Here is a 19781-nt window from a genome sequence, read left to right as displayed (position 1 = left end):
GCTCTGCCTCCGGCAGCCGAATACTCGAATCCTCCGGATTCTCCTTTCGCGCGTCCCCGCGCGAATTTCCCACCTCCGGTGGGCAATTGGAAAGGGCCTCCGGCCCGTTTCCAATTTTACTGACCTCCGGTCAGCGAATTGGGCGGTCCGTCCCAATTCAGAATGCGCCACATTCCCAGGGAAATTGACGAGCTGTCAGTATTGGAGGCTGAAGGGTGGTGGGGGGCAATGCCCTCCGGGCATGGGGTCGGGAATTCCATTCCCGACCACCGTGAAAACAGAATACTGGTTTCCGGGAGAAGAATACGAACTCCCGGAAACCCCATCAGTGTTGGCCCTCCGGGCCAACACCCGTCAGCCGCCCTCCGGGCGGACAGCCGGACCCAGCCCGGCAGTTTGCCCGCCGGACAGCTGAGAGGACGCCATAACATCCCTCACGGGCTCCACCGGCCCGAGCGCGGCGGCCCCCTCGACGCAACCACCAAGCCCCACACCCGATCCCCGAGGCCGCCACGCCGACAGCGCCCGCCCACCAAACCACTACCCAACGGGCGCGGGAGCAGGGGCAGCAGAGGGGAAGTCACACCCCCCACCAACCCACACAGAAAGTAAGGAACTTCGCACTGTGCGAACACGCCTCTTTGTGTCGCCGAGCGCTCTATCCTCCCTACAGCACGCGACAAACTGGGGGCTGCATGCGCTTCATCTTCGTCCACGGGACCGGCGTACGCCGAGAGCGTTTCGATGACCTGTTCCGGTGGGTCCGCGGAGGTCTGCTAGACCGTTTCGGTGACGCGGACGTGGTGCCGTACTACTGGGGCGACACCTTTGCCTCAACTCTCAGTGCAGGCGGTGCCTCCGTCCCTGGGATGGCGACCACCCGTGGCAGTGGCGATCCCGAAGAGGCGGAGGCGGCCGAGTGGTTGCTGCTTCTCACCGACCCGTTCTGCGAACTGAGGGTCCTCGCCGCGTTGGGCACCACGTATGGCGGGCTCGGGATGCCGGGCGTGCAATCCGCCGGCGAGCGGGTCGCCGACAGTGTCCGAAAGCTGCCCAGAGACCTCTCGTCCGGTTCCAGTGATGCAGACGAACTGGCTCACTTGCTTAGAGACACCGGCCTCATCGACGGCTATGCCAAGGCGCTGGATGCGCTCAGGGACTCTGACGAGTTCCGTGACGCGTGCGCGGTCGTCCAAGACGACGTGTCAGCGGCCGACCTCACCACTTCCACGAGCCGTGCCATCGTCGCTCTCCTGCTCTCCGATGTCGGAGAGTCAGTGGTGTGTACAGGCGACGAACGTGACCGGATAGTCGATCTCCTCAGCAGCCGAATCGGCGGCACGGCGCGAGGCTCTGTGCTTCGGGCTTCCGGCGTGCTTCTCAAGCTGGGGCTGCGCTGGACTCCCCAGTCCGTGTTGGATCGCAAGCGCGGTGAGGCCACCTCGGCCGGGGCCTCCGCCGTCGGTGACATCCTTCGGTACCAGGCACGCGGCGGCCCGCTCCGCAACGACCTGGTTCAGTTCATTGCTCAGTGCCCGGAGCCGCCGGTCGTGATCGGCCACAGCCTGGGCGGCATCGCTCTCGTGGATGCCCTCGCCCTGGCCGCCATTCGCCAACAGCCCTTGCCCGTAAGGCTGCTGGTCACGGTCGGTTCCCAGGCCCCTTTTCTCCACGAGCTCGGTGCCCTCGCCGGCCTCCCGCCTGGCGCTACCCTGCCGCCTGATTTCCCGCGCTGGCTGAACATCTACGACCGTAGGGATTTGGTCTCCTATCTGGCCGCGCCGGTCTTCCCCGATGATCCCCGGGTGACGGACTACGAGGTATACAGCCGCCAGCCCTTCCCCGTTTCGCACAGCGCGTACTGGAAACTCGGCGCCGTCTACGACCGGATCGGTGAGGCTCTGCAGTGATGCCCGCTCTCGATCCCGAGAAGGTCTTTGCACTGGTTGTCGGCATCGAGTCCTACCAGATCCCCGGCTGGTCGCTTCCTGGCCCGGCACGGGATGCCGTCCGCTTCGCCGACTGGCTCACCGGCACAGCCGGCGTGCCGCCGACGCACGTTCACATGCTGCTGTCGCCCCTCCAGAAAGAGGGCCCTCAGAGAGTTCCTGCGGCCACTCTGGAGAATGTCGAGCGGGTGCTCTTCGAAGAGCTCCCTCAATCCGACGGGGACCTCTTGTGGATCTACTGGGCAGGACACGGCTTCCTCGATTCCCGGCGTCAATTGCTCCTCCCGTGCACGGATGCCACGATCCTCTTCACCCGCCACCTCAACCTCCAGGCCGCTCTGCGCTGGTGGCAATCGACGAACGTCCCCGGAGGGCGTTTCCACCGCGTTGTCGCTGTGGGAGACACCTGTCGCATCGAGACCCAAAAGGCACGGGTTCTGAAATTCGGCGCCAACGAGCCTGAACCTGGCGAATTGACGCCCGAGCGACGCCAGTTTGTCCTCTACGCAGCACGCCCGGGTGAAGCGGCCAAGAACCAGGCGGATAAAGGGGCTGGCCAGTTCACGGACACGCTCCTGAAACGCCTGGACGATCAGCCCGTCAACAGGACCGTGGAGGGCCTGGTCGGCATCGCCCACGCCGTCCAAACGGACTTCCGCATCATGCGTGCGAACGGCGAGGCGTGGCAGGAGCCACAGTTCGTCATCAGTGAAGACTGGAACGGATCGACTCTCTTCGGCAACCAGTGGGCAGACTCCACAATCGGCACCGTCTCCGAACCATCCGGGCCTCTCGTGCTTGACCAGGAGGCGTGGACCGAACTCGGCCCCCTCCTCCAAGAACTTCTGCGGCTGCCCGCCTACTCCTATGACGCCTACAGGTGGGCTTTCGAGGTCACCGGCTGCGCCGTTCCGCCCGGTGACGAGCTTCCCGGCTCCCACCTTCTGGATATCGCCCGGGACCTCGACGCCCGGCAAGGCAGGCGTCTCGATCTCCCGCTCGTCCTGCCCTTCGTTCATTTTCTGGCCGCCCGGGCCAGAAAACACCATGCCCAGTGGGCTGACGAAGCCAGCGCCTGGGCGGATCGCGCCCGCACACGACTCGGTACAGCGCCTGTCCCCATACCGCCGGAGCCCGCAGTCGAGAGTCCCGCCCTCCACATCCGGCTCACGCCCGATGACAACCACCGGTACTGGACCCGAATGTGGATCTACCAGAACGAGTTCGAAAGCGTATGGGAGTCCGGTCAGCCGCTGGAACTCGAAGCTGTCCGAGACATGCTCGGCCAGCAGCTGGCCGTCCGCCGCTCGCACGCCCCCACACGCATCGAGTTCCACCTCCCGTATGAGCTCCTCGATGAGCCGTTCGAATCCTGGAAGATCCCCTGGCGCGGCAACAGGATGAATGAGGTCGGCTGCTACTACGACGTCGTGCTGCGCTGCCCCGACGAACGCCAGGGGCCCTCCGAGGCCCCCTGGTACCGCAAATGGGATTGGCTTAAGGCACAGGGCGGCCGGCACTCGCAGGCCGTACGCGAGGTCTGCGACAGTGACGTTTCCGAGTATCTCGGCCCCTCGCTCCAGGAGACCGACCCGCCCGTCGTCGTCTTCGCCGAGGTCACCGAGACCATGGTCATGGACACGCTGGACGCCGTCCTCGATGGCGGAGTACCGATTGCCATCTGGCGGCGGCCAGCCGACATCCAGGAAGGAACGGCTGAGTCGATCCGCACCGCGCTGGCAGTCGACCCTGGCCCATTCGAGGTACACACGCTGCCCGCCCGGCTCCGGAACGCGCGGATCAGGCGTCATCCTCTCGCCCTGATGTGGGACGATCCCGGGCGCATTCCCGAAAGGCAGACGCTTACTTCATGAATGAGGACACCGTGGTGGCAGCTGAGGTTGTCAAGGACTGGTGGATCTACCGCGGCGCGGGGACAGCTGCTGAGAAGCAGGCACTCCTGGGCGAACACCGCCCACCGTGGCGGTCCTTCAAGGGGGAGCCCGACCCCGGGTACGCCCCACCCGGCACCTCCGGGGCTTCCTGGGAAGAGACCCACCGCCGCGGTGGCGGCTACGTGCCCGACGAGGAAGAGAAGGACGCCGTCAACACGGCGCTGTATCTGCGCCGCCCGCTGCTGGTCACCGGCAAACCCGGCGTCGGCAAGTCAACACTCGCCCACAGCATCGCCACCGAGCTGGAACTCGGCCCGGTACTGCACTGGCCGATCACCAGCCGCAGCTCGCTGCGCGACGGCCTCTACGAGTACGACGCCATCGGGCGGTTGCACGACGCCAACCTGCGCCACCTCGACGCGGCCGCCGCATTCGCCAAGGGCCAGCCCTCCGCCATCGACGCGGCACCCCGGTCAGACGCGGGCGCCCCACCGCTACCCGCGTCCGTCGGTCGGCCGCCCGGCGGCCCCATCGCGCCCTATCTGCGCCTGGGCCCCCTGGGCACCGCGCTGGTGGCTCAGGAACGGCCCCGTGTGCTGCTCGTCGACGAGATCGACAAGAGTGACATCGACCTTCCCGGCGACCTGCTCACCGTTTTCGAAGAGGGCGCCTTCGAGATCCCCGAGCTCGCCCGGATCGCCGCCCATCACCCCACGGTGAAGATCGGTACGCAGGACGACCCGGAACCTCAAGTCGCGATCGAACGTGGCCGTATCCAGTGCCTCGCCTTTCCGATCGTCGTCCTGACCAGCAATGGCGAACGAGACTTTCCGCCGCCGTTCCTGCGACGCTGCATCCGGCTGAACCTGAAGCCGCCGAGCGAGGAGAAACTCACGCAGATCGTCCGCCAGCGACTCGCCCTGGACGAAGGAACGGACGATGCCCCCTACCGCGACCTGATCGAGGCCTACCTCGAACGGCGCGTGGAAGGCGACCTCGCGACCGACCAGCTCCTCAACGCCGTACAGCTCAGACTCAGCGGAGCCTGGTCCGATGGCAACGACCGCGAACAGTTCCTCGATACCGTCCTGCAACGGTTGACCGGGCCGTGGGCGTGATCGAGGAACTGTCCGCGGCCTTCGAGGAGTCCGGCGTCAACGCCGGGCCCGAGGAACTGGCGGAGATCCTGTGGCTCGCCGCACGCATCGACGGAACCGGCATCCGCAGGCCTGGCCACCCGAGTCCCGCACCCGATGACGAGAGCGGGCCGCAGTCACCGGCGCTGGGGTCTTCCTCAACACCGGGGGCCCGCGATTCGTCTCCTGCCGAACAGTTCTACAGCGCCGCCGATATGGCCGACACTCCCGGCTCTGCCGAGCGACGTGTCGATTCCGTCCGCATTCGTCGTGCCGCGTCACTGCGCGACTCCCTGGCCGTGATGCGGGCCCTGCGGCCTCTGGGACGGCATGCCGGCCTGCCCGGCGACGTCGCACGGGGCGAACTCGACGAGGAACTTACCGTCCGCAACACCATCGAACAGTGCCTCCCAGTCCCGGTCTTCCGCCCCCGCCGCGGCCGCTGGCTGGACCTCGCCCTCGTCGTGGACGCCCACCACTCGATGCTGCTCTGGCACGACCTGGTGACCGAGCTTCGCCGCGTCTTCGTCCAGACCGGCATCTTCCGCGACGTGCGGACCTGGTATCTCCACGGTACGGGCCGGGACGAGGCCCCGTCCGTCGCACGTGAGGGCGGCGAGGCGCGCAGCGTCCAAGAAGTCGCCGACCCGGCCGGACACCGGCTGGTCCTGGTCATCACGGATACCGTGGCGAGCGGCTGGAGTACTCATAGCGTCCAGGACGTACTGCGGCAATGGGCATCGCACGGCCCCGTCGCCCTGCTCAATGTGCTGCCCCGCCGGCTGTGGGACCGCGGCGCGATCCGGCCTCAGTCCCATGTGATCAGGGCACCCAGGCCTGCCGCGCCCAACACATCCTGGCGGCTGGGCCAGGCCGCCGCAGGCAGCCGCCGTAAACGCCGTCGCGATGTTCTCACCGAGGGCATCGCGGTCCCGGTCGTGGAGACGAGCGCCGGCTCCATCTCCGCCCTGGCGGAACTAGTGGCAGGCGGCGGCCGCTGGACCCGCCTGCCCTGCCTGACCATTGCGCGCAGACCTGGAGGCCCGGCAGAGCCCCAGTCTCAGCCCGAGCCGCCGCTTGAGCCGCCGATCGCCGTCGACGAGATCCTTCGCCGCTTCCGGGCCGGCGCGTCTCCGACCGCCCAGACGCTGGCAGGCTACCTGTCCGCCGTGCCGCTCAACCTGCCGGTGATGAACCTCGTTCGCCAGATCATGCTCCCGCAATCAGATCCTGGGCATCTGGCGGAGGTCGCGCTCGGCGGGCTCTTCGAATCATGGGAGCGTGAAGCACGCGAAGGGCACACCGACATGGCGCGGATGCCGTTCCACATCCGCACGGGCGTACGAGAGGCGCTGCTCGGTTCCCAGCGGCGGGACGAGATCACGGTGGTACAAGAACTCGTGCGCCGCGAGATGGGGGCCGTCGTTCCAGAGCGGAGCTCAGGTCCAGCCGGGGACTTCCTCGCCGCGCGCGGCACACCGGGCGGGGACGGTAGTCGGGCCCTGAGCCTCGATGCCCTGCCCTTCGCCGACCGGGCGAGCACGCCGGGCCCGCTTGGGCTGCCCGTCCGGGAGGCCCCAGCCACGCGTACGGAGCACCTGCCGGGCTATATCGAGCGGGACGTGGACGCTCAGCTGAGGAACGCCGTAGCCCAGGCAATCGACGGCCGCAGCTCCGTCGTACTGATCGTCGGGGAGCCCGGTTCAGGCAAGACATACGCCACGGCGCGCGCCATCCAGGAGATGCCGGACGACTGGAGGTTGTGGTCGCCCGACGACGTCTCCCTCACACTGACGCGCGGCGCACCCCAGGTCAGGCCCCAAACGATCGTCCTGCTCGACGATCTCCAGAGGTACACGACACTTTCCGGTTCTTCCGTCGAATCCATGGCACACACCGTGCTCGACATGATCGAGGACAGCGAACGGGCGCCTGTCCTGGTCATCGGAACCCTGACCCCCTCGGCCTGGAACAACCTCATGGCTCAGGCCCAACCAGGTACAACCGACGACCACGCGAGCCTGCGCCACCTCCTCTCCCGCGCCGAGGTCATCCGAGTCTCCCCCGTCGCCACCACGCCCCAACGATGGCCAGGCGAACCCTCACCCACGCGGCTCGTCATGATCGCCGACACCGGGGAGCCACTGCGCCCCGGAAGCAACTTCCAGCAGGTGGGAACCGGCTTCCTGCTCGGCCCACGCCTGGTCCTCACCGATGCGCATGCCGTAAGCCGGCACAGCCGATCGGGGACCATCAGAGTCCGTAACAGGCGCGGTACGGTCACTACGGACGGCTGGGTCGACTGCCGCGTGCTGTGGATCGACAACACCTACGGCGCAGCCCTGCTCCTCGCCGAGGACGACCTCGCCGAGCCCTCCACCGACAGCCACTTCTCCGCCCCCCGCTGGGCACTGCTGACCGGCGACGAACCACTCAGTCCCTGCCACGTCACCGGTGTCACCGTTACGAACGCGACCTTCCCGCAGGGGAGCGGCTATCTGACCGGCATCCTGCATCCCACCTCATCCCTCCCCGGTGCCGCGTACGACTTCGAACGCGCCGTCCCCCTCGGACTCTCGCCGTCCCCCAACCGGAGCTCGCTTGAGAGAGGCCTGTCCGGAGCACCCGTCTTCTTCGGAGAATTCCTCCTGGGCTTCGCCAGCACCACCATGCGACACGACCGCTCCGGTCACCTCCGCCTCGCTGTCACCGCCATCAGCGCTCTGGTCAACAGTCCCGACTTCACCGATATCTGCAGCCAGTACATGCGGCGCATCCCCCGGGTGGACCTCCTGCCCGGCAGGTCCCCTGTGCGAGACGGGGACCGTACAAGGGACGCGTCGGCCGGGCACCGCAGACAACGGGTGTTCATCTCCTACGCTCACGAGAACGACGACGGCGCCCACGCCGAGCAGGTCCGTAACCTGGTCGAGGTGCTGCGGGCTGCAAACATCGATGTCCGTCTCGACCTGGGCGAGGTGAAGGGACACCTGGACTGGGCAGCCGGGGTACGGCACGAAATAGAGGCGGCCGACGTCATCCTGGTGATCGCCTCACCTACGTACAAGCGCCACGCCGACAACCATCGATCTGACTCCGACCGTCGGGTCGATGTGACGTTCGAAGCCCGCCTGCTCCGCAACGAGATCGCCCACGGCCCGGCCACCTTGAGTCGACGGATCCTGCCCGTGATCCTGCCCAGCAGCACCAGCAAGGATCTACCGGCCATCCTCAGGTCACTGCGCCCACTCGCCGTCGACCCCATCACCGGCGCCGGCGTCGACCAGCTCCTGGCCAGCCTTGCCCGGTACTCCTCTGCTATAGACCCGGTCCCCTGGCAGCCCGACGCCATCGCCCACGGCCTCATCACCCAGTCCGACCAGCTGGCCGACACCGGCTCCACCGGTGAGGCCCTCGCCGCCGCCCGTGCGGCCGTCAGCGTCGCAGAGCGGCCAGCCCAGGCAGATCCCGACTCCATGCGTCCCGTTCTCGCCATGGCCCTGTCCACCCTCAGCAACCGCCTGGCCGATAACGGTGAGAGGGAGGAAGCCCTGGCAACAGCCCAACAGGCGGTGATGATCCGGCAACAACTGGCGAGTACGGACCCCACGGACAGCTACGGCCTCGCGCGGTCACTGTCCAACCTCAGCAACCGACTAGCCGACCTCGGACGGCATCAAGAGGCACTCAGCACGATCAACGACGCGATTGGGCGGTGCCGACAGCTCGCCGACACCGACCCGGGCACCTTCCTTCCCGATCTGGCCACCATGCTCAACAACCAGGGTGCTGCGCTCCGGGAAACAGGCCAGACGACTCAGGCACTAAACGCCATCACCGAGGCTGTCGGGATCTGGCGACCACTCGCCGAGACCGACCCCAACGCTGCTGCTCCCGGCCTAGCCAGCGCTCTGCTCAACCTCGGCTCGGCGCTGTCGGAAACACAACGACATGCAGAAGCTCTACACACCGCCGAGGAGGCGGTCTTCCTCTACCGGAAACTGGCCGAGAACAGTCCCGACGCGCCCAGCCCTCGGCTCGCTACTGCACTGCACAACCTCAGCCTGCGCCTAACAGATCTCCACCAGTGGGGCGAAGCACTCACGAAGGTCGAAGAAGCCATCGCCGTGCGACGGCGCCTCTCAGCAATCAACCCAGAGGCCTTCCTCCCCGACCTCGCACAATCGCTCAGCGCGGCAGCATGGCTGCGGACCAGCACGCGTCAGGAACTGGACAGAGCCCTGGACCAGGCGAAAGAAGCAGTAGAGATCCTCAGCCGGTTCGTCGCTCAACAGCCCACCAGGTTCACCGACGACCTGCGTCAGGCCCTGTCCGTACAAGCAGAAACCCTCAACGCGCTCGGACTCTCCGCCGAAGCCGCCCGGATCCGCTCCCGCGCACCATCATCGGCCACTGCAGGAGAGCCTACTCACGAGACGGGTGACCCCACGCTCACGGATCCTGCACCGCCATCCCTTGGCGGTTCCTCCAGATCGGGCACGCCGGATGAGTTGCGGGCCCTAGTCACCGGGGCCCGGGCAGTCCTGTTCGACTTCGACGGACCTATCTGCAGTCTCTACTCCAGCTATTCGGCGGAGGGAGTCGCGAATGCCTTGGTCGAGTGGCTCGAAGAACAGGGCTTGCGCGGGCTCTTGACGGAGGTGGACCGTGAATATCTCGACCCTCAGATGGTGCTACGGGCAGTAGACCGACGTGACCCGCACAGCGCCTTGACCATGGGATTAGAGGAACGCCTTACGCAAGAAGAGCTAAAAGCCTCCGCTACTGCTTGGCCGACCGCGTTCGCGGAACCACTGATTCGTACCTGGAACGCGGTGGGAGCCCGGCTTGCCGTCGTGACCAACAACTCACCGCAGGTCGTCAAAACGTACTTGGCCAGCCGTCACCTCACCGACTACTTCGCGCCATACATCTTTGGACGAACACGCGATCTATATCAGCTCAAGCCGGCGCCATGGCTTCTGACCAGAGCCCTAACCGCCATGGACATCCCTCCGAGCAAGGCCCTGATGATCGGAGACTCCCCGTCAGACTTCATTGCCAGCCAGGAAGCGGGCGTTGCCTTCCTCGGATATGCCCGCAACGAGTTCAGGGAGATGCACCTCCGTGAACTTGGAGTCCAAGTTATTGTGGAATCTTTGGAGCCTGTTCTCGCCGTTCTCCGAGACGGCATCACTCCAGGATCTCTTTGACAGCGAAGGGACCCTGAATCGCCCCCGGATTTGAGGGAGATATCGGACTGTCCCGAGTTCGGGTGGTGTCGAGTTCCGTACGGTTCAGCCGCAACACCCGCCCGGATGCCCGGCGAACATCAGGCGCAGCCGCTCCCGGCCCAGTACATCCGCCGCGCGCCGTACGAGGCGCCCGCTGGGAACGCCGCCCGGGCGGGAAGCAGTTGCCCCGCCGGCCTGCCCCCGGCCGGTCTCCGCCTCACACCGCACCCGCAAAAGGCGGTCCGGATCACGCAGATCCTGACCGCCGGGATATCTGAGCCGATTCCGGGTCCGAACTGGCGACCAGCGAGGACCACTTTGGCCGGTAAGCGGCAACCTTCACTGCGCCCTGCGCCGACGCGGCCGCCGATATGGCCCGCCGCCAGGTGGAGAACGGCCCGACGGCCACGGCGACCGCATCGTGATCCCCACGGAAGCCGAGAGCGACGAGAGCGTCCTGTACGGCTAACCGATGGGCGGGGCGGTCCGCAGTGCCCGACGGCCGTATCGGGCTGTCCATCGGAGACGCCCGCCGGGAAGCTCCTGCGAGGCGTCCACATCATCCGCGATGATCCGCAGGATGTCGTTGACGAGCTGCTGAGGATGGGCGGTCTTCCACGTCGTGCTCAGCGTTTCGTAGGCGTCGTAGACAACGGAGCCGTCGGACAGCCCCCGGCCGTCCGACTCCCGGGTAAGCGACCACTCCGAGTCACCACGGTGGAAGTTGTACTCCTCGTCGTCGGCCAGGATCGTGACGTCGCAGCCGCACCCGAACCCGTCGTCGGGGTCCTCGAACTCGGCGTCCTCGTGGCGCCGGTTCAGCGTCACCGCCTGGCCATGCTGCTCGGCGAGGAGCGCCGCGACGGCGACAACGGTCTCGTGGACATCGCCCGGCCTCGGGGCCGAGGCTGGTGCGGCGTGGAGCGCGCGCACGGTAGTGGAGGCGTGCCGGGCGGCCAGGCCATGGATCTGCTCGGATACCGACTGCAGCGTGGCCAAGGCGTCGCCGAGGTTCGCCGGCTGCCCGGGCCCGGCCGGGGCGGGCACCTGCGTCTCGCCGCGCTCGGCGATCCGCCCGAGTGCGTGCCCGAGCTCCCCGAGGGCGTCGGCGGTGTGCTGGAGCTGGACGAAGAGAGCGGAGGCGACAGTCGCGGCGTCCTGCGGGGTGTAGAGGGCCCACGGGCTCGACAGGGCCGTCACCGCGGCCTCGGCGGTCTCCGCGGCCGCACACGCCATCTCCACCGAGTCCCGGGGATCGTGCATGCCGTACTCGACGGCGGTGCGCACCTCCGCGGCGAGGTCGCTGGGCTCGTTGGCGGCCTGCTCGTACAGGGTGTTGAAGGGGGTGCCATCGTCGAAGGCGACCGCCGGGGTCTGGTTGGTGAGCATGCGCGGATCCTTCCAGACCAGAGCCCACACTGAGACTCTCACCCGGACAGGACACCCGGGCACCAGACGACGGGCCCCGCCCCTGCCGTACGCGACCCAGGGCGCCAACCAACGGCCCATCACGGCACGCAGCCGGGCCGGGCAGCCGGGCACCGGCAGCGCCAGGATCACCCCGAGGACACCCGCCCACTAGACCGGAAAGCACGGCGACCCGCCCTAGCACTCCAGACAGGGTTTGCCCTTCCTGGTTCCTGAGCCGCAAAGAATCTTGGTACCCGGGTTCACGAATCGGCATGCGGCTGGCTCTTCCTATCAACAGCCTGCAACAAGCTCAACTAGCCTCCAGGGAAGGGCCGATGAATCCAGCCATCGTCATCTCAATCACTTCGCTCGTGATCGTCCAGGTGAGCTCGCTCTTCGGGCTCTGGTTGCGCCTGCGCTGGCGCAGCCGCACAGAGCGAGCCAGGAACACCTGCATCGGCCATCTGTCCCTTGCTTCACCAGGAGCACGCCTAGAGGTCGACGATGACCAGGGCGACGGGCGACGGGTACGAGTCCTCTTGGCCTCCCAGGGAGAGGACACCACCCCGTGAACGAGCCCAGTCAAGGCAACAGCGGCCCTTCCGGCCGGGCACCCGCCGCCCAGGCGCCATCCCACGATCTCGCGCCAGCAACCCGCACGCGGGTCAACGACGAGTTCTCCACGTTCTACCGCGCCACACTCCGTCCCCTGGTCCAGTTCCTCATCAACCAGGGCGCACCCGTTCACCTGGCCGCAGACATCGCACAGGAAACCCTGAGCAAGGCTTACAGCAGATGGACCGAGGTCGACCACCCTCGCGGATGGGTCCACAAAGTGGCCTCCCGAGCACTCATCCGTCACATGTCACGAACCGTCGAAGACCCCACGGGCGACGTCCCCGAAGCCAGCCCGCTCGTTCCCCACCCCGACGCACTCAGCGAATGGGAATCCAAACACAGCATCCTGCGCATCCTGCAGAACCTCCCGCCCCGCCAACGCCAGGTCCTGGCCTGGACATTCAGCGGCTATACCCCCACCGAGATAGCCGCAGAGATCGACCTGACCCCGGCAGCCGTCCGCAGCAATCTGAAGAAGGCCCGCAGGACAGCCCTACAGCAGATCGAGCAGCACGGGGAGCACCGATGACAACACACTCATACGACGCCGCCCCCTTCCGACCGTTCCTCGATGCACTGGCGGAACTCGGCGAACTGCTGGACGTCGAAGCGGGCCTGCAGGAAATCCTGATGCAGTCCGGTCACGACAGTCGCGTCACCGATCTGCACTCTGTCCTGGACGAGGAAGCCGGCCTTACCCAGATCCTGAACCCAGAGGCCGAACAGTCCCCCGCCCCGCCCGCCAGCCGGCCGGAGCAAAACACCGACCCCGCAGCCCCACTCGTGTTCTACAACATCGAGTTCCCACACTTCATCAGCGCATCGGAGCGGCTGCGGCTCCGCACCCCCACGATCACAGCTCTGGTCGAGTTCCTCGACGAGGTCCTCGGGGTCAAGCACCGCCTGTCCCAGCTGCTGGTCCAACTCGACTCGCCCCATCGCACCCTTCACGCCGACAGGGGGGCCCTCATCGGCCTGGTACAGACTCTGACAAAGCACACCCGCAGGCTGCTCGGCCCAGATGCAGCACAGCTCATTCACATGCAGCAGGCGGCAGAGACTCTAGGCACCGCCTTCGTACGTTCCCGGGAAGCCGCACGGGCTGGAAAACTGTCCGTGCCGGCCTTCAACCGGGCGATGATCGATACCGTGCGCAGCGCCCTCCATCTGGCCAACCGCGCAGTGCAATACGCACACCCCACAGACGGCCGATTGCACGGCGCCATCCCTCCGTCGTATCTCGAAATGCAAGCCAAGTCCTTCCTCCGCAGCGCACAAAGAGTTCGAGACGCTGTGCACAATCCGCCCGCAGAGGACACCACCGTCCGCTCCTCACCTTTGCGCGAGGCCGCTACTGAGGCAGGAGAACTGTGCACGCAGTGCGTGCTTTCAGTCAGGGGAGAAATCGAGATGCGCCTGGAAAAGCCCCTCCCTCCCCTTCCCTGGAATGCATACCAGTTCCTGCTCGACGACTTCACCACAGCAGACCTCACCACAGCAGACCTGCGGAACGTCGACCTGACCGGCGTGCGCTGGACAGAAACAGGAACCCGCTGGCCAGCCGCCGTATCCACCGAAACCCTCAAATCCATTTCCGAAGAGACACCACAAGGAAGCGGAATCTACGTCATTCGCGATATCACCACCCTCCTCAACCTCACAGACGCCCCCTAACCACACAGCGTCCCCAGCCGCCGGAAACCCCGTGGGCTGGTGTGCGATGTCTTGCGGAGCAAGCCGTACCCAAATCCGGGTCGGTGGGGATAGAACTGCCCCGGCCGGCGAGCACCGAAGCCGACATGGTCGCGCACGTCCGCCTCGGGTACGCCCGCACCTCGGTGGACAACCTGGTGGCGCTCTGCCTGCCGCAGATCGACGCGCACACGTCGGTGAGCAGCCCCGCTGGTTCGAGGCGGCGGGGAAGCAGGGCCGGGCCCAGCGTTCCGCGCGGGGCCTAGCGTGACCACGCTGAGTTCCCGCCGGCGTCCTGACTGCTCAACCGACTCCCCAAGGACACCGTGGGGTCCTCCTCACCGGTCTCTTTAGTAGAGCCAGGAACGCCCACTCGCCTCTACGAGGGCCCGCACCGGTCACTCCCAGATGGTCCTGTCCGGTCCCGCTCGACCAAACCGCAGGGTGGTCTCTGCTCTGGGCCTTCCCCACTCGCGCCACGCGGCCCTAGCCAGGGAGGGAGTCAGCGAACCACCGACCACCGGACGGGGTCGGCTGTAACAGATCTCCCGACGCGACGTTCCACGCAGTCGCCCCGCAGGCGATCGACTCGCTAGTCGCGGTTAGAAGACCTCGCCTGTCCGGAGAAGGCCGGTTACCGGTGAACAGACCGATCGCCTTCTTCTGAGACGACCCGGATCGGCCACGCTGCCCGCCGGGAAGCCCTTGCGCTCCTAACCCCGTGAGAACGCAGCATGCCGCTCATCAACGCAACCAGCCCACGGAGGATTTCGTGAACACCGACGACCGCTCGAAGCTCGTTCTTGCCGCGCTCGGCGCCGCCATGCTCGTCATGGTCGCCCTACAGGCCCCCTCGCTCACCGCGCCGCTGACGCTCGGCCTCGGCGGCCTCCTGGCCATCGCGACGATCCTCAAGCTGTGACCAAAGCCGGGCCGGTGCTCGCCACAGGCCATCCTGGCGGCCCCCGGCAGGGAGGCCGACCGCGAGCGCGGCCTCAATGGTGCGGTTCCACGCCAGGGTGGCAGCCAGGGAGGACGTCGTCCGGCCAGCGCAGCGATGCCAGTACAGGGTCGGAGCCGCCGCTTTCGCGGCGGCGGGCCATCACTGGCCTGAGGTCGCCTAGCTTCACGCCACCAGGTGTGCCGCAGCCGGGCAGTGCTCCCCTGCTCCGGCTCTACCGGTATGCCTGCGCTGCTTCATGCACCAGCGCGAGCCTCGCGGCGCCGTTGCTGACGTGCCGCACGAAGTGCGGAACGCTGCTCGGGCTGGACGTAGACAATGAAGACGGCTTCTTGGATCAGTTCAGCTACGTCGTCTACTTCTTGGTAGGAAAACGTCAGCCCGTCGTGAAGGCTCCAGTTGCCCAGTGTCCGAGCCTCATCGAGGTCGCGGACGACATCGTCTGGGACGCCCTTGTTAGTCAGGTCAGCGATCTTTTCCTTAAGGTTGCGTCCGGTGACCTCGCGGTCCCTGCAGATCTCTTCGACGGCCGCTCGGTACATCGCTGCTGCTGCACGCAGCGCGCCTGCTTCCTGGCACTTGGTGCCTTCACTGAAGAGGCCGCGGACTTCCTCCGGGGCGGTGGGGTCAAGAGTCTGGGACGACCGTCGAGGATGCACCAGGACCAGGAGCCGGGGTTTGGATGCCTTCTCCTTAATAGCGATGGCGATGGCGTCGTGATCGTCATCCGTGGGGAGGTCCGGCCCCCAGTGCTGCAGTACTACCGCGGTCGTCCTGCAGCTCTGGCAAGCCAGGATGTGCTCGACAACGCGGAAGACGTCATCCTTGGGCCGAAGCTCCGCGCCGGGGCTGATGCCGTTGAAATCTGCGCCGCCTGAGCGGGAGTGGAAGGGCCTTTCTTTCAAGGCTGGCCAGACATCGCGTCGGCTGACGTGGTCGAACGCCACGTTCAGCTTGCAGTTCGGACACTCGCCGGTCGGCTTGCGGGTATCAATGGCTTCGATCGTGACACGGCTGCGCTCGCTCATAAGGGCAAGCGTTTCATCTAACTGAGCTACCACGCTTGTGATTTGTGCGGCGGGAGTCGATCGAAGGCGACGCTCACTCGGCTACGAGCGGGCGGGCACTATCTCCCCGGTCGCCTGGGAACGGGGGGTCTTGGCTCCGGCCTTGCCCGCTTCGATCGTCCGCGGGTCGACGGCCTCCAGTGGTGAGCCCACCCGGTAGGGGCACTCCGGGTCATCAGGCCGGTTGGGACGGTCGTGCGGCAGCAAGTAGAACGTGCGGCGGGCGAAGAGGCCGCTGTCGGCGCTGCGCGGCGCGTCCGGCGTCAGGTTCGAGTAGCCAATCAGACGGCCGTCGCGTTCGTAGCGCGGCTTGCCCTTGCGGGTGCCGACCTTGTCCAGGGCCTGGCGGACGTAGTCCATGTCCGTGGTGTCCTCCAGCCAGACGACCTCGGCTTCCTGGACGAGATCGCCTTCCTGCGGAATCGCGCTCATCAGGCCTCCTTGGTCTTCGCGGCCGGGCACCGGCCATCGGGTGTGGCATCCACGCGGCCCGCCTTCCCCGCTCCGTCAGGAGTGGGCGGGAGAAGCAGGCATCGTCCATCGTACGGTCGGCCCGCGCACTCGTTGCGCTGGTAGTGGCTCTTCACGGCGTCCCGCTTGCGTCTTCGGCGCTGTCGTCCGCAAGCAGGGCGAGGCCGGGGTAGAGCTTCTTCGTATTATTCTTGATCATTTCTGCGGGTGAGGCCAGGCCCAGTTCCTGCCGGATGCGGCTGGCGAACGCGCGGCTCGTGGAGGGGCGGATCCCCTCCTCGGAGCACCAGCGCCCGTAGGTCTCGTACAGCAGCTTCTGCTCCACCCGCAGGTCCGAGCCGCCGCCGTCCGAACCCTTGGTGCAGCACTCGGTGAGAAAGCGGCCTACATGGTCCTCGGTGGTCTCGTAGGCGGCGGTGGCCACGCGGACGGAGGCCGGGCCGGTCAGCGGGTCGCGGGTAGCGAGGTAGCGCTGGGCGCCCTGGATCAGCCAGTGCAGGATGCCGGGGCCCTCGTCGCGGACGAGTTCGGCGGCCAGGTTGTCGATTTTCCGCTCGTCGGGGACGCTCCGCTCGAAGGGGATGATCCGCATGCGGCGCCAGAACGCGTAGCCGCCGGTGCCTACTTCGGGGCGGTGGTTGCCCAGCAGCCACAGTTTGTGGGTGGGGGTAAAGGTGAAGAAGTTCTGCCGCATCCGCCGGGCGGTGATGGTGTCGCCGCCGGTGAGGAGCTTGACGCGGGCCTCGTTGAACTTGTCGTTGGGTTTGAGCTCGCTGCACACGACGATGCGCCGGCCGTGCAGTTCGGTCAGCTCCGTGGAGTGCTCGGTGAACTTGCCCTTCTCCATCAGAAAGCCGGGCGGGGCGGCGTTGGCGTAGTCGCCCAGGATCTGTGTCATCACTTCCAGCAGCACCGACTTGCCGTTGGCGCCGGAGCCGTAGAGGAACGGCAGTACCTGTGCGCCGACGTCCCCAGTGATGGAGTAGCCGAGCAGCAGGTGCAGGAAGCGGGTGGTTTCCAGGCCCTTCGCGTCGTCTCCGAAGGTGTCGCGCAGGAAGCTTTCCCAGCGCGGGATCGGCATCGCGTGCGGGGCAACGAGGGTGGCGCGGGAGTGCATGTCGGTCAGCGGATCGGGCTTGCGCAGCGTCCCGGTGCGCAGGTCGACGACGCCGGCGGGGGTGCACAGGGCGTAGATGTCGCCGTCCAGGATCTCCGGGTCCAGGCGCAGCCCGGGTGCGGCCTGTGCCTGGTAGAGCAGGGCCTTGAGGCCGGAGGTGGATTCGGAGTGGCGTCGGTGCGCGGCCAGTTGGCGGGCGGTAAACCGGCCCGCCGGGTCATGGTCAGGGATCTGCTCGGCCATCTCGCCGGCCGCCCAGACCGCTGCTTCGTCGCCGCCGGTCAGCTTCCACCGGTACTCGTCCCAGGAGTGCCAGCCCATGCCGATCACGTAGCGGAACTGGTCGCGGTAGAGGCGGGCGAACAGTTTGGCGTTGCCGCGGTCGGTCAGGGAGCTGGGCAGCAGCCCGTCCGATGCGGCTGGGGCCGCGGGCGGGTAGCGGGCGTCGGTCTGCTGCGCCGGGAGACCCGGGTGGGAATCGGGCAGTGTGAAGTCCAGGCTCTGCTGGTGGATCTGGGCGGCGGCCGCTTCGGCGTCGAAGCGTGCGGGCTCGGCGCTCATGAACGTCCTCGGGGATGAAGTGGGCGCTGGGCGCCCGCAGACAGAGCGGACTCGATGATCGTCAGGTTGCGGTGCTCCTGGGCCGGGCGCGCGGTGCGGGCCGCCTCCAGCAGCAACTGGCGTACTTCCGCCTCGGTGAGGTGGCCGCCCTGGACCAGGCCGCCGGCCGTGTAGGCGGCACGGTTGAGTTTTTCCGTGAAGCTCGCGCCTTCCGGCACGGCCGCGCAGGCGGCGACCTCGGCCACCAGCGGCTCCAGGAGGCGCCCGGCTCCCTTCACCGCACGGCGACGCCGCGGGCGCGAGGCATCGGGTACCGCGGGCTGCGGGATCGGCGCAGGGACGTGGTGGGTGCGGGCTAGTTCGTCGGCCAGCCACTTCGGCAGCGGCGCCGGGTAGCGGGCGTCTCCCACAGGGCGGTAACGGCCTGCCGTGGTCCGGGTTGCGGGGGCCACGATGTAGCCGTTGTCGGAGCGCACATCCACCTGCCAGGCCAGCGCCGTCTTCGGGCTCGATCCTGTAGAGGAGCGGTAGCGGGTGGCGGGGCGCGGGTTGCGGTACCAGATGTGCAGCCCGCCGGACGGGGTGCGCACCCGCAGCGTTCCTGTGTCTTCCACTGGGCTGGGCTGGCCTCGGAGCGCGGCCAGCAGCGCCAGGGTGTCGAAACCCGTGGCCAGCCCGTCGAGGTTGACCTGCGGAGCGATCGGGATCCCCGGCAGGAGCCGGGACCGGTCAGGGACCTGCACCGCGTGGGCGTCCACATCGAGCACGACCAGGTCCGCGGGACCGCAGGAGACACCAACGCCGAAGCGGGACTGGGCATGCCACCAGGTGTCGATGCGGTCGAGATCGGTGGTCGCGGCGTGGAATCCGTGGCACCACCGACCGGCCACTGTGCATGGACACACCGCAGGGGGGTGCCGGTCCTCCTTGCAAGCCTGGCAGTTGGCAGCCGGGACCTTCTCCAGGGGCGCCAGCGGATGCACCGGCCAGCCTTCCTGGGCGCACCACCGGGCGATTGCGTTTCCGTGCACGGCCTCGTCCCGGACCAACGGCGCGGTCGAGGGCTGGCGGGTCAACGGATCGTCCTTGTCACAGTTTGGGGCAGTCTCTGAAGGTCCCTCGTCCTGCAGGGGGCTCCCCTGATCAGGGCTGGCCTCCAGCGGGACCAACGGGTCTGAAGGGACTGAGGATTCAGGTTTGCGGCACGAGCGTAGCCCACGAGGCATCGCTGTGAAGGAACACCCCGGCGTGTCGGGAACTCTTGGTCCCGTCAGTCCCGCAAGTGGGGGAAGCAAGGACGCCTGCCCGTGGGCAGTTCAGTCCCGCACCCAGGGGCACGCTTCAGTCCCGCACTAGGAAATGCCTGGTCAGCGGAGTGTAGACGCCGACAGCGGGACTGACGGGACCGACTTAAGCAGTTATAAGCTGCTGAGAGAGATAGGCCTGCATGGTGGGCGCGCGCGTGTTGGTGATGTCTTGTTCAGGTGATAACTGCCAGACTGGGTCCCGTCAGTCCCGTCCCCAAAGGGCAGATGCCTCTGACCTGCACCTTTTAGACGGGCCCGGGAACGGGACCCAAAGCGTGCGGGACTCAGAGCCCCCGCCCCGCGCGGGGGCCTCCGCCATGTACACAGTTCAGTCCCGTCAGTCCCGCGAACGGCGCCCCCAGT

Annotated in this window: 13 protein-coding genes; 8 read left to right on the top strand and 5 right to left on the bottom strand. The window is 67.1% G+C overall.

From position 1 onward, the window contains the following. The first annotated feature begins 695 nt into the window (after positions 1-695). Genes ACWGIH_RS34120 through ACWGIH_RS34105 form a run of 4 tightly spaced genes read left to right on the top strand, consistent with a single transcriptional unit; the run spans position 696 to position 10193 of the window. Positions 696-1910, top strand: coding sequence for an alpha/beta fold hydrolase (locus ACWGIH_RS34120; RefSeq protein ID WP_453452307.1), 1215 nt, complete (start codon positions 696-698; stop codon positions 1908-1910). Then, the gene (locus ACWGIH_RS34115) at positions 1910-3823 is read left to right on the top strand and encodes a VMAP-C domain-containing protein (protein WP_453452308.1); all 1914 of its coding nucleotides are present in this window, start codon (positions 1910-1912) and stop codon (positions 3821-3823) included. Before ACWGIH_RS34120 ends, ACWGIH_RS34115 begins: the two co-directional genes overlap by 1 nt. Continuing rightward, a complete protein-coding gene (locus ACWGIH_RS34110) occupies positions 3820-4962 on the top strand; it encodes an AAA family ATPase (RefSeq protein ID WP_453452309.1) in 1143 nt (380 codons plus the stop codon). The genes ACWGIH_RS34115 and ACWGIH_RS34110 overlap by 4 nt, the downstream gene beginning before the upstream one ends. Continuing rightward, positions 4953-10193, top strand: a complete 5241-nt coding sequence (locus tag ACWGIH_RS34105; RefSeq protein ID WP_453452310.1) for an SAV_2336 N-terminal domain-related protein — start codon at positions 4953-4955, stop codon at positions 10191-10193. Before ACWGIH_RS34110 ends, ACWGIH_RS34105 begins: the two co-directional genes overlap by 10 nt. 486 nt (positions 10194-10679) lie before the next feature. Here ACWGIH_RS34105 and ACWGIH_RS34100 read toward each other — a convergent pair whose 3' ends face one another. Next, complete coding sequence (locus tag ACWGIH_RS34100; RefSeq protein ID WP_453452311.1) at positions 10680-11603, bottom strand: hypothetical protein; 924 nt, start codon at positions 11601-11603, stop codon at positions 10680-10682. A 589-nt stretch (positions 11604-12192) separates the two neighbouring features. On the opposite strand from ACWGIH_RS34100, the gene ACWGIH_RS34095 reads away from it, so the two are divergent. The 4 genes from ACWGIH_RS34095 to ACWGIH_RS34080 all read left to right on the top strand — a co-directional run bounded on the left by ACWGIH_RS34095 (position 12193) and on the right by ACWGIH_RS34080 (position 14856). After that, positions 12193-12771 carry an RNA polymerase sigma factor gene (locus ACWGIH_RS34095; RefSeq protein ID WP_453452312.1) on the top strand — a complete coding sequence of 193 codons (579 nt, stop codon included), beginning with the start codon at positions 12193-12195 and terminating at the stop codon, positions 12769-12771. Further along, a complete protein-coding gene (locus ACWGIH_RS34090; RefSeq protein WP_453452313.1) occupies positions 12768-13916 on the top strand; it encodes a hypothetical protein in 1149 nt (382 codons plus the stop codon). The genes ACWGIH_RS34095 and ACWGIH_RS34090 overlap by 4 nt, the downstream gene beginning before the upstream one ends. A 125-nt stretch (positions 13917-14041) precedes the next feature. Beyond that, positions 14042-14200 carry a hypothetical protein gene (locus ACWGIH_RS34085; protein ID WP_453452314.1) on the top strand — a complete coding sequence of 53 codons (159 nt, stop codon included), beginning with the start codon at positions 14042-14044 and terminating at the stop codon, positions 14198-14200. A 506-nt stretch (positions 14201-14706) separates the two neighbouring features. Next, on the top strand, positions 14707-14856 hold the full coding sequence (locus ACWGIH_RS34080) for a hypothetical protein (RefSeq protein ID WP_453452315.1): 150 nt from the start codon (positions 14707-14709) through the stop codon (positions 14854-14856). Between the two features lie 275 nt (positions 14857-15131). Here the strand turns inward: ACWGIH_RS34080 and ACWGIH_RS34075 are convergent, their stop codons facing one another. The 4 genes from ACWGIH_RS34075 to ACWGIH_RS34060 form a co-directional block, all read right to left on the bottom strand. Beyond that, on the bottom strand, positions 15132-15923 hold the full coding sequence (locus ACWGIH_RS34075) for a DUF4145 domain-containing protein (RefSeq protein ID WP_453452316.1): 792 nt from the start codon (positions 15921-15923) through the stop codon (positions 15132-15134). An 81-nt stretch (positions 15924-16004) separates the two neighbouring features. Next, the gene (locus tag ACWGIH_RS34070; RefSeq protein ID WP_453452317.1) at positions 16005-16394 is read right to left on the bottom strand and encodes a DUF6009 family protein; all 390 of its coding nucleotides are present in this window, start codon (positions 16392-16394) and stop codon (positions 16005-16007) included. 151 nt (positions 16395-16545) lie between these two features. Next, positions 16546-18111, bottom strand: coding sequence for a DNA primase family protein (locus ACWGIH_RS34065; RefSeq protein WP_453452318.1), 1566 nt, complete (start codon positions 18109-18111; stop codon positions 16546-16548). After that, positions 18108-19127: a bifunctional DNA primase/polymerase gene (locus tag ACWGIH_RS34060; RefSeq protein WP_453452322.1), complete on the bottom strand. Its 1020-nt coding sequence runs from the start codon at positions 19125-19127 to the stop codon at positions 18108-18110. The genes ACWGIH_RS34065 and ACWGIH_RS34060 overlap by 4 nt, the downstream gene beginning before the upstream one ends. Between the last annotated feature and the right edge of the window lie 654 nt (positions 19128-19781).

It is taken from the genome of Streptomyces sp. NPDC054872 (assembly GCF_053610705.1).
Note: the sequence above shows the minus strand (reverse complement) of the source record. Positions and strands in the feature narration are given on the sequence as shown.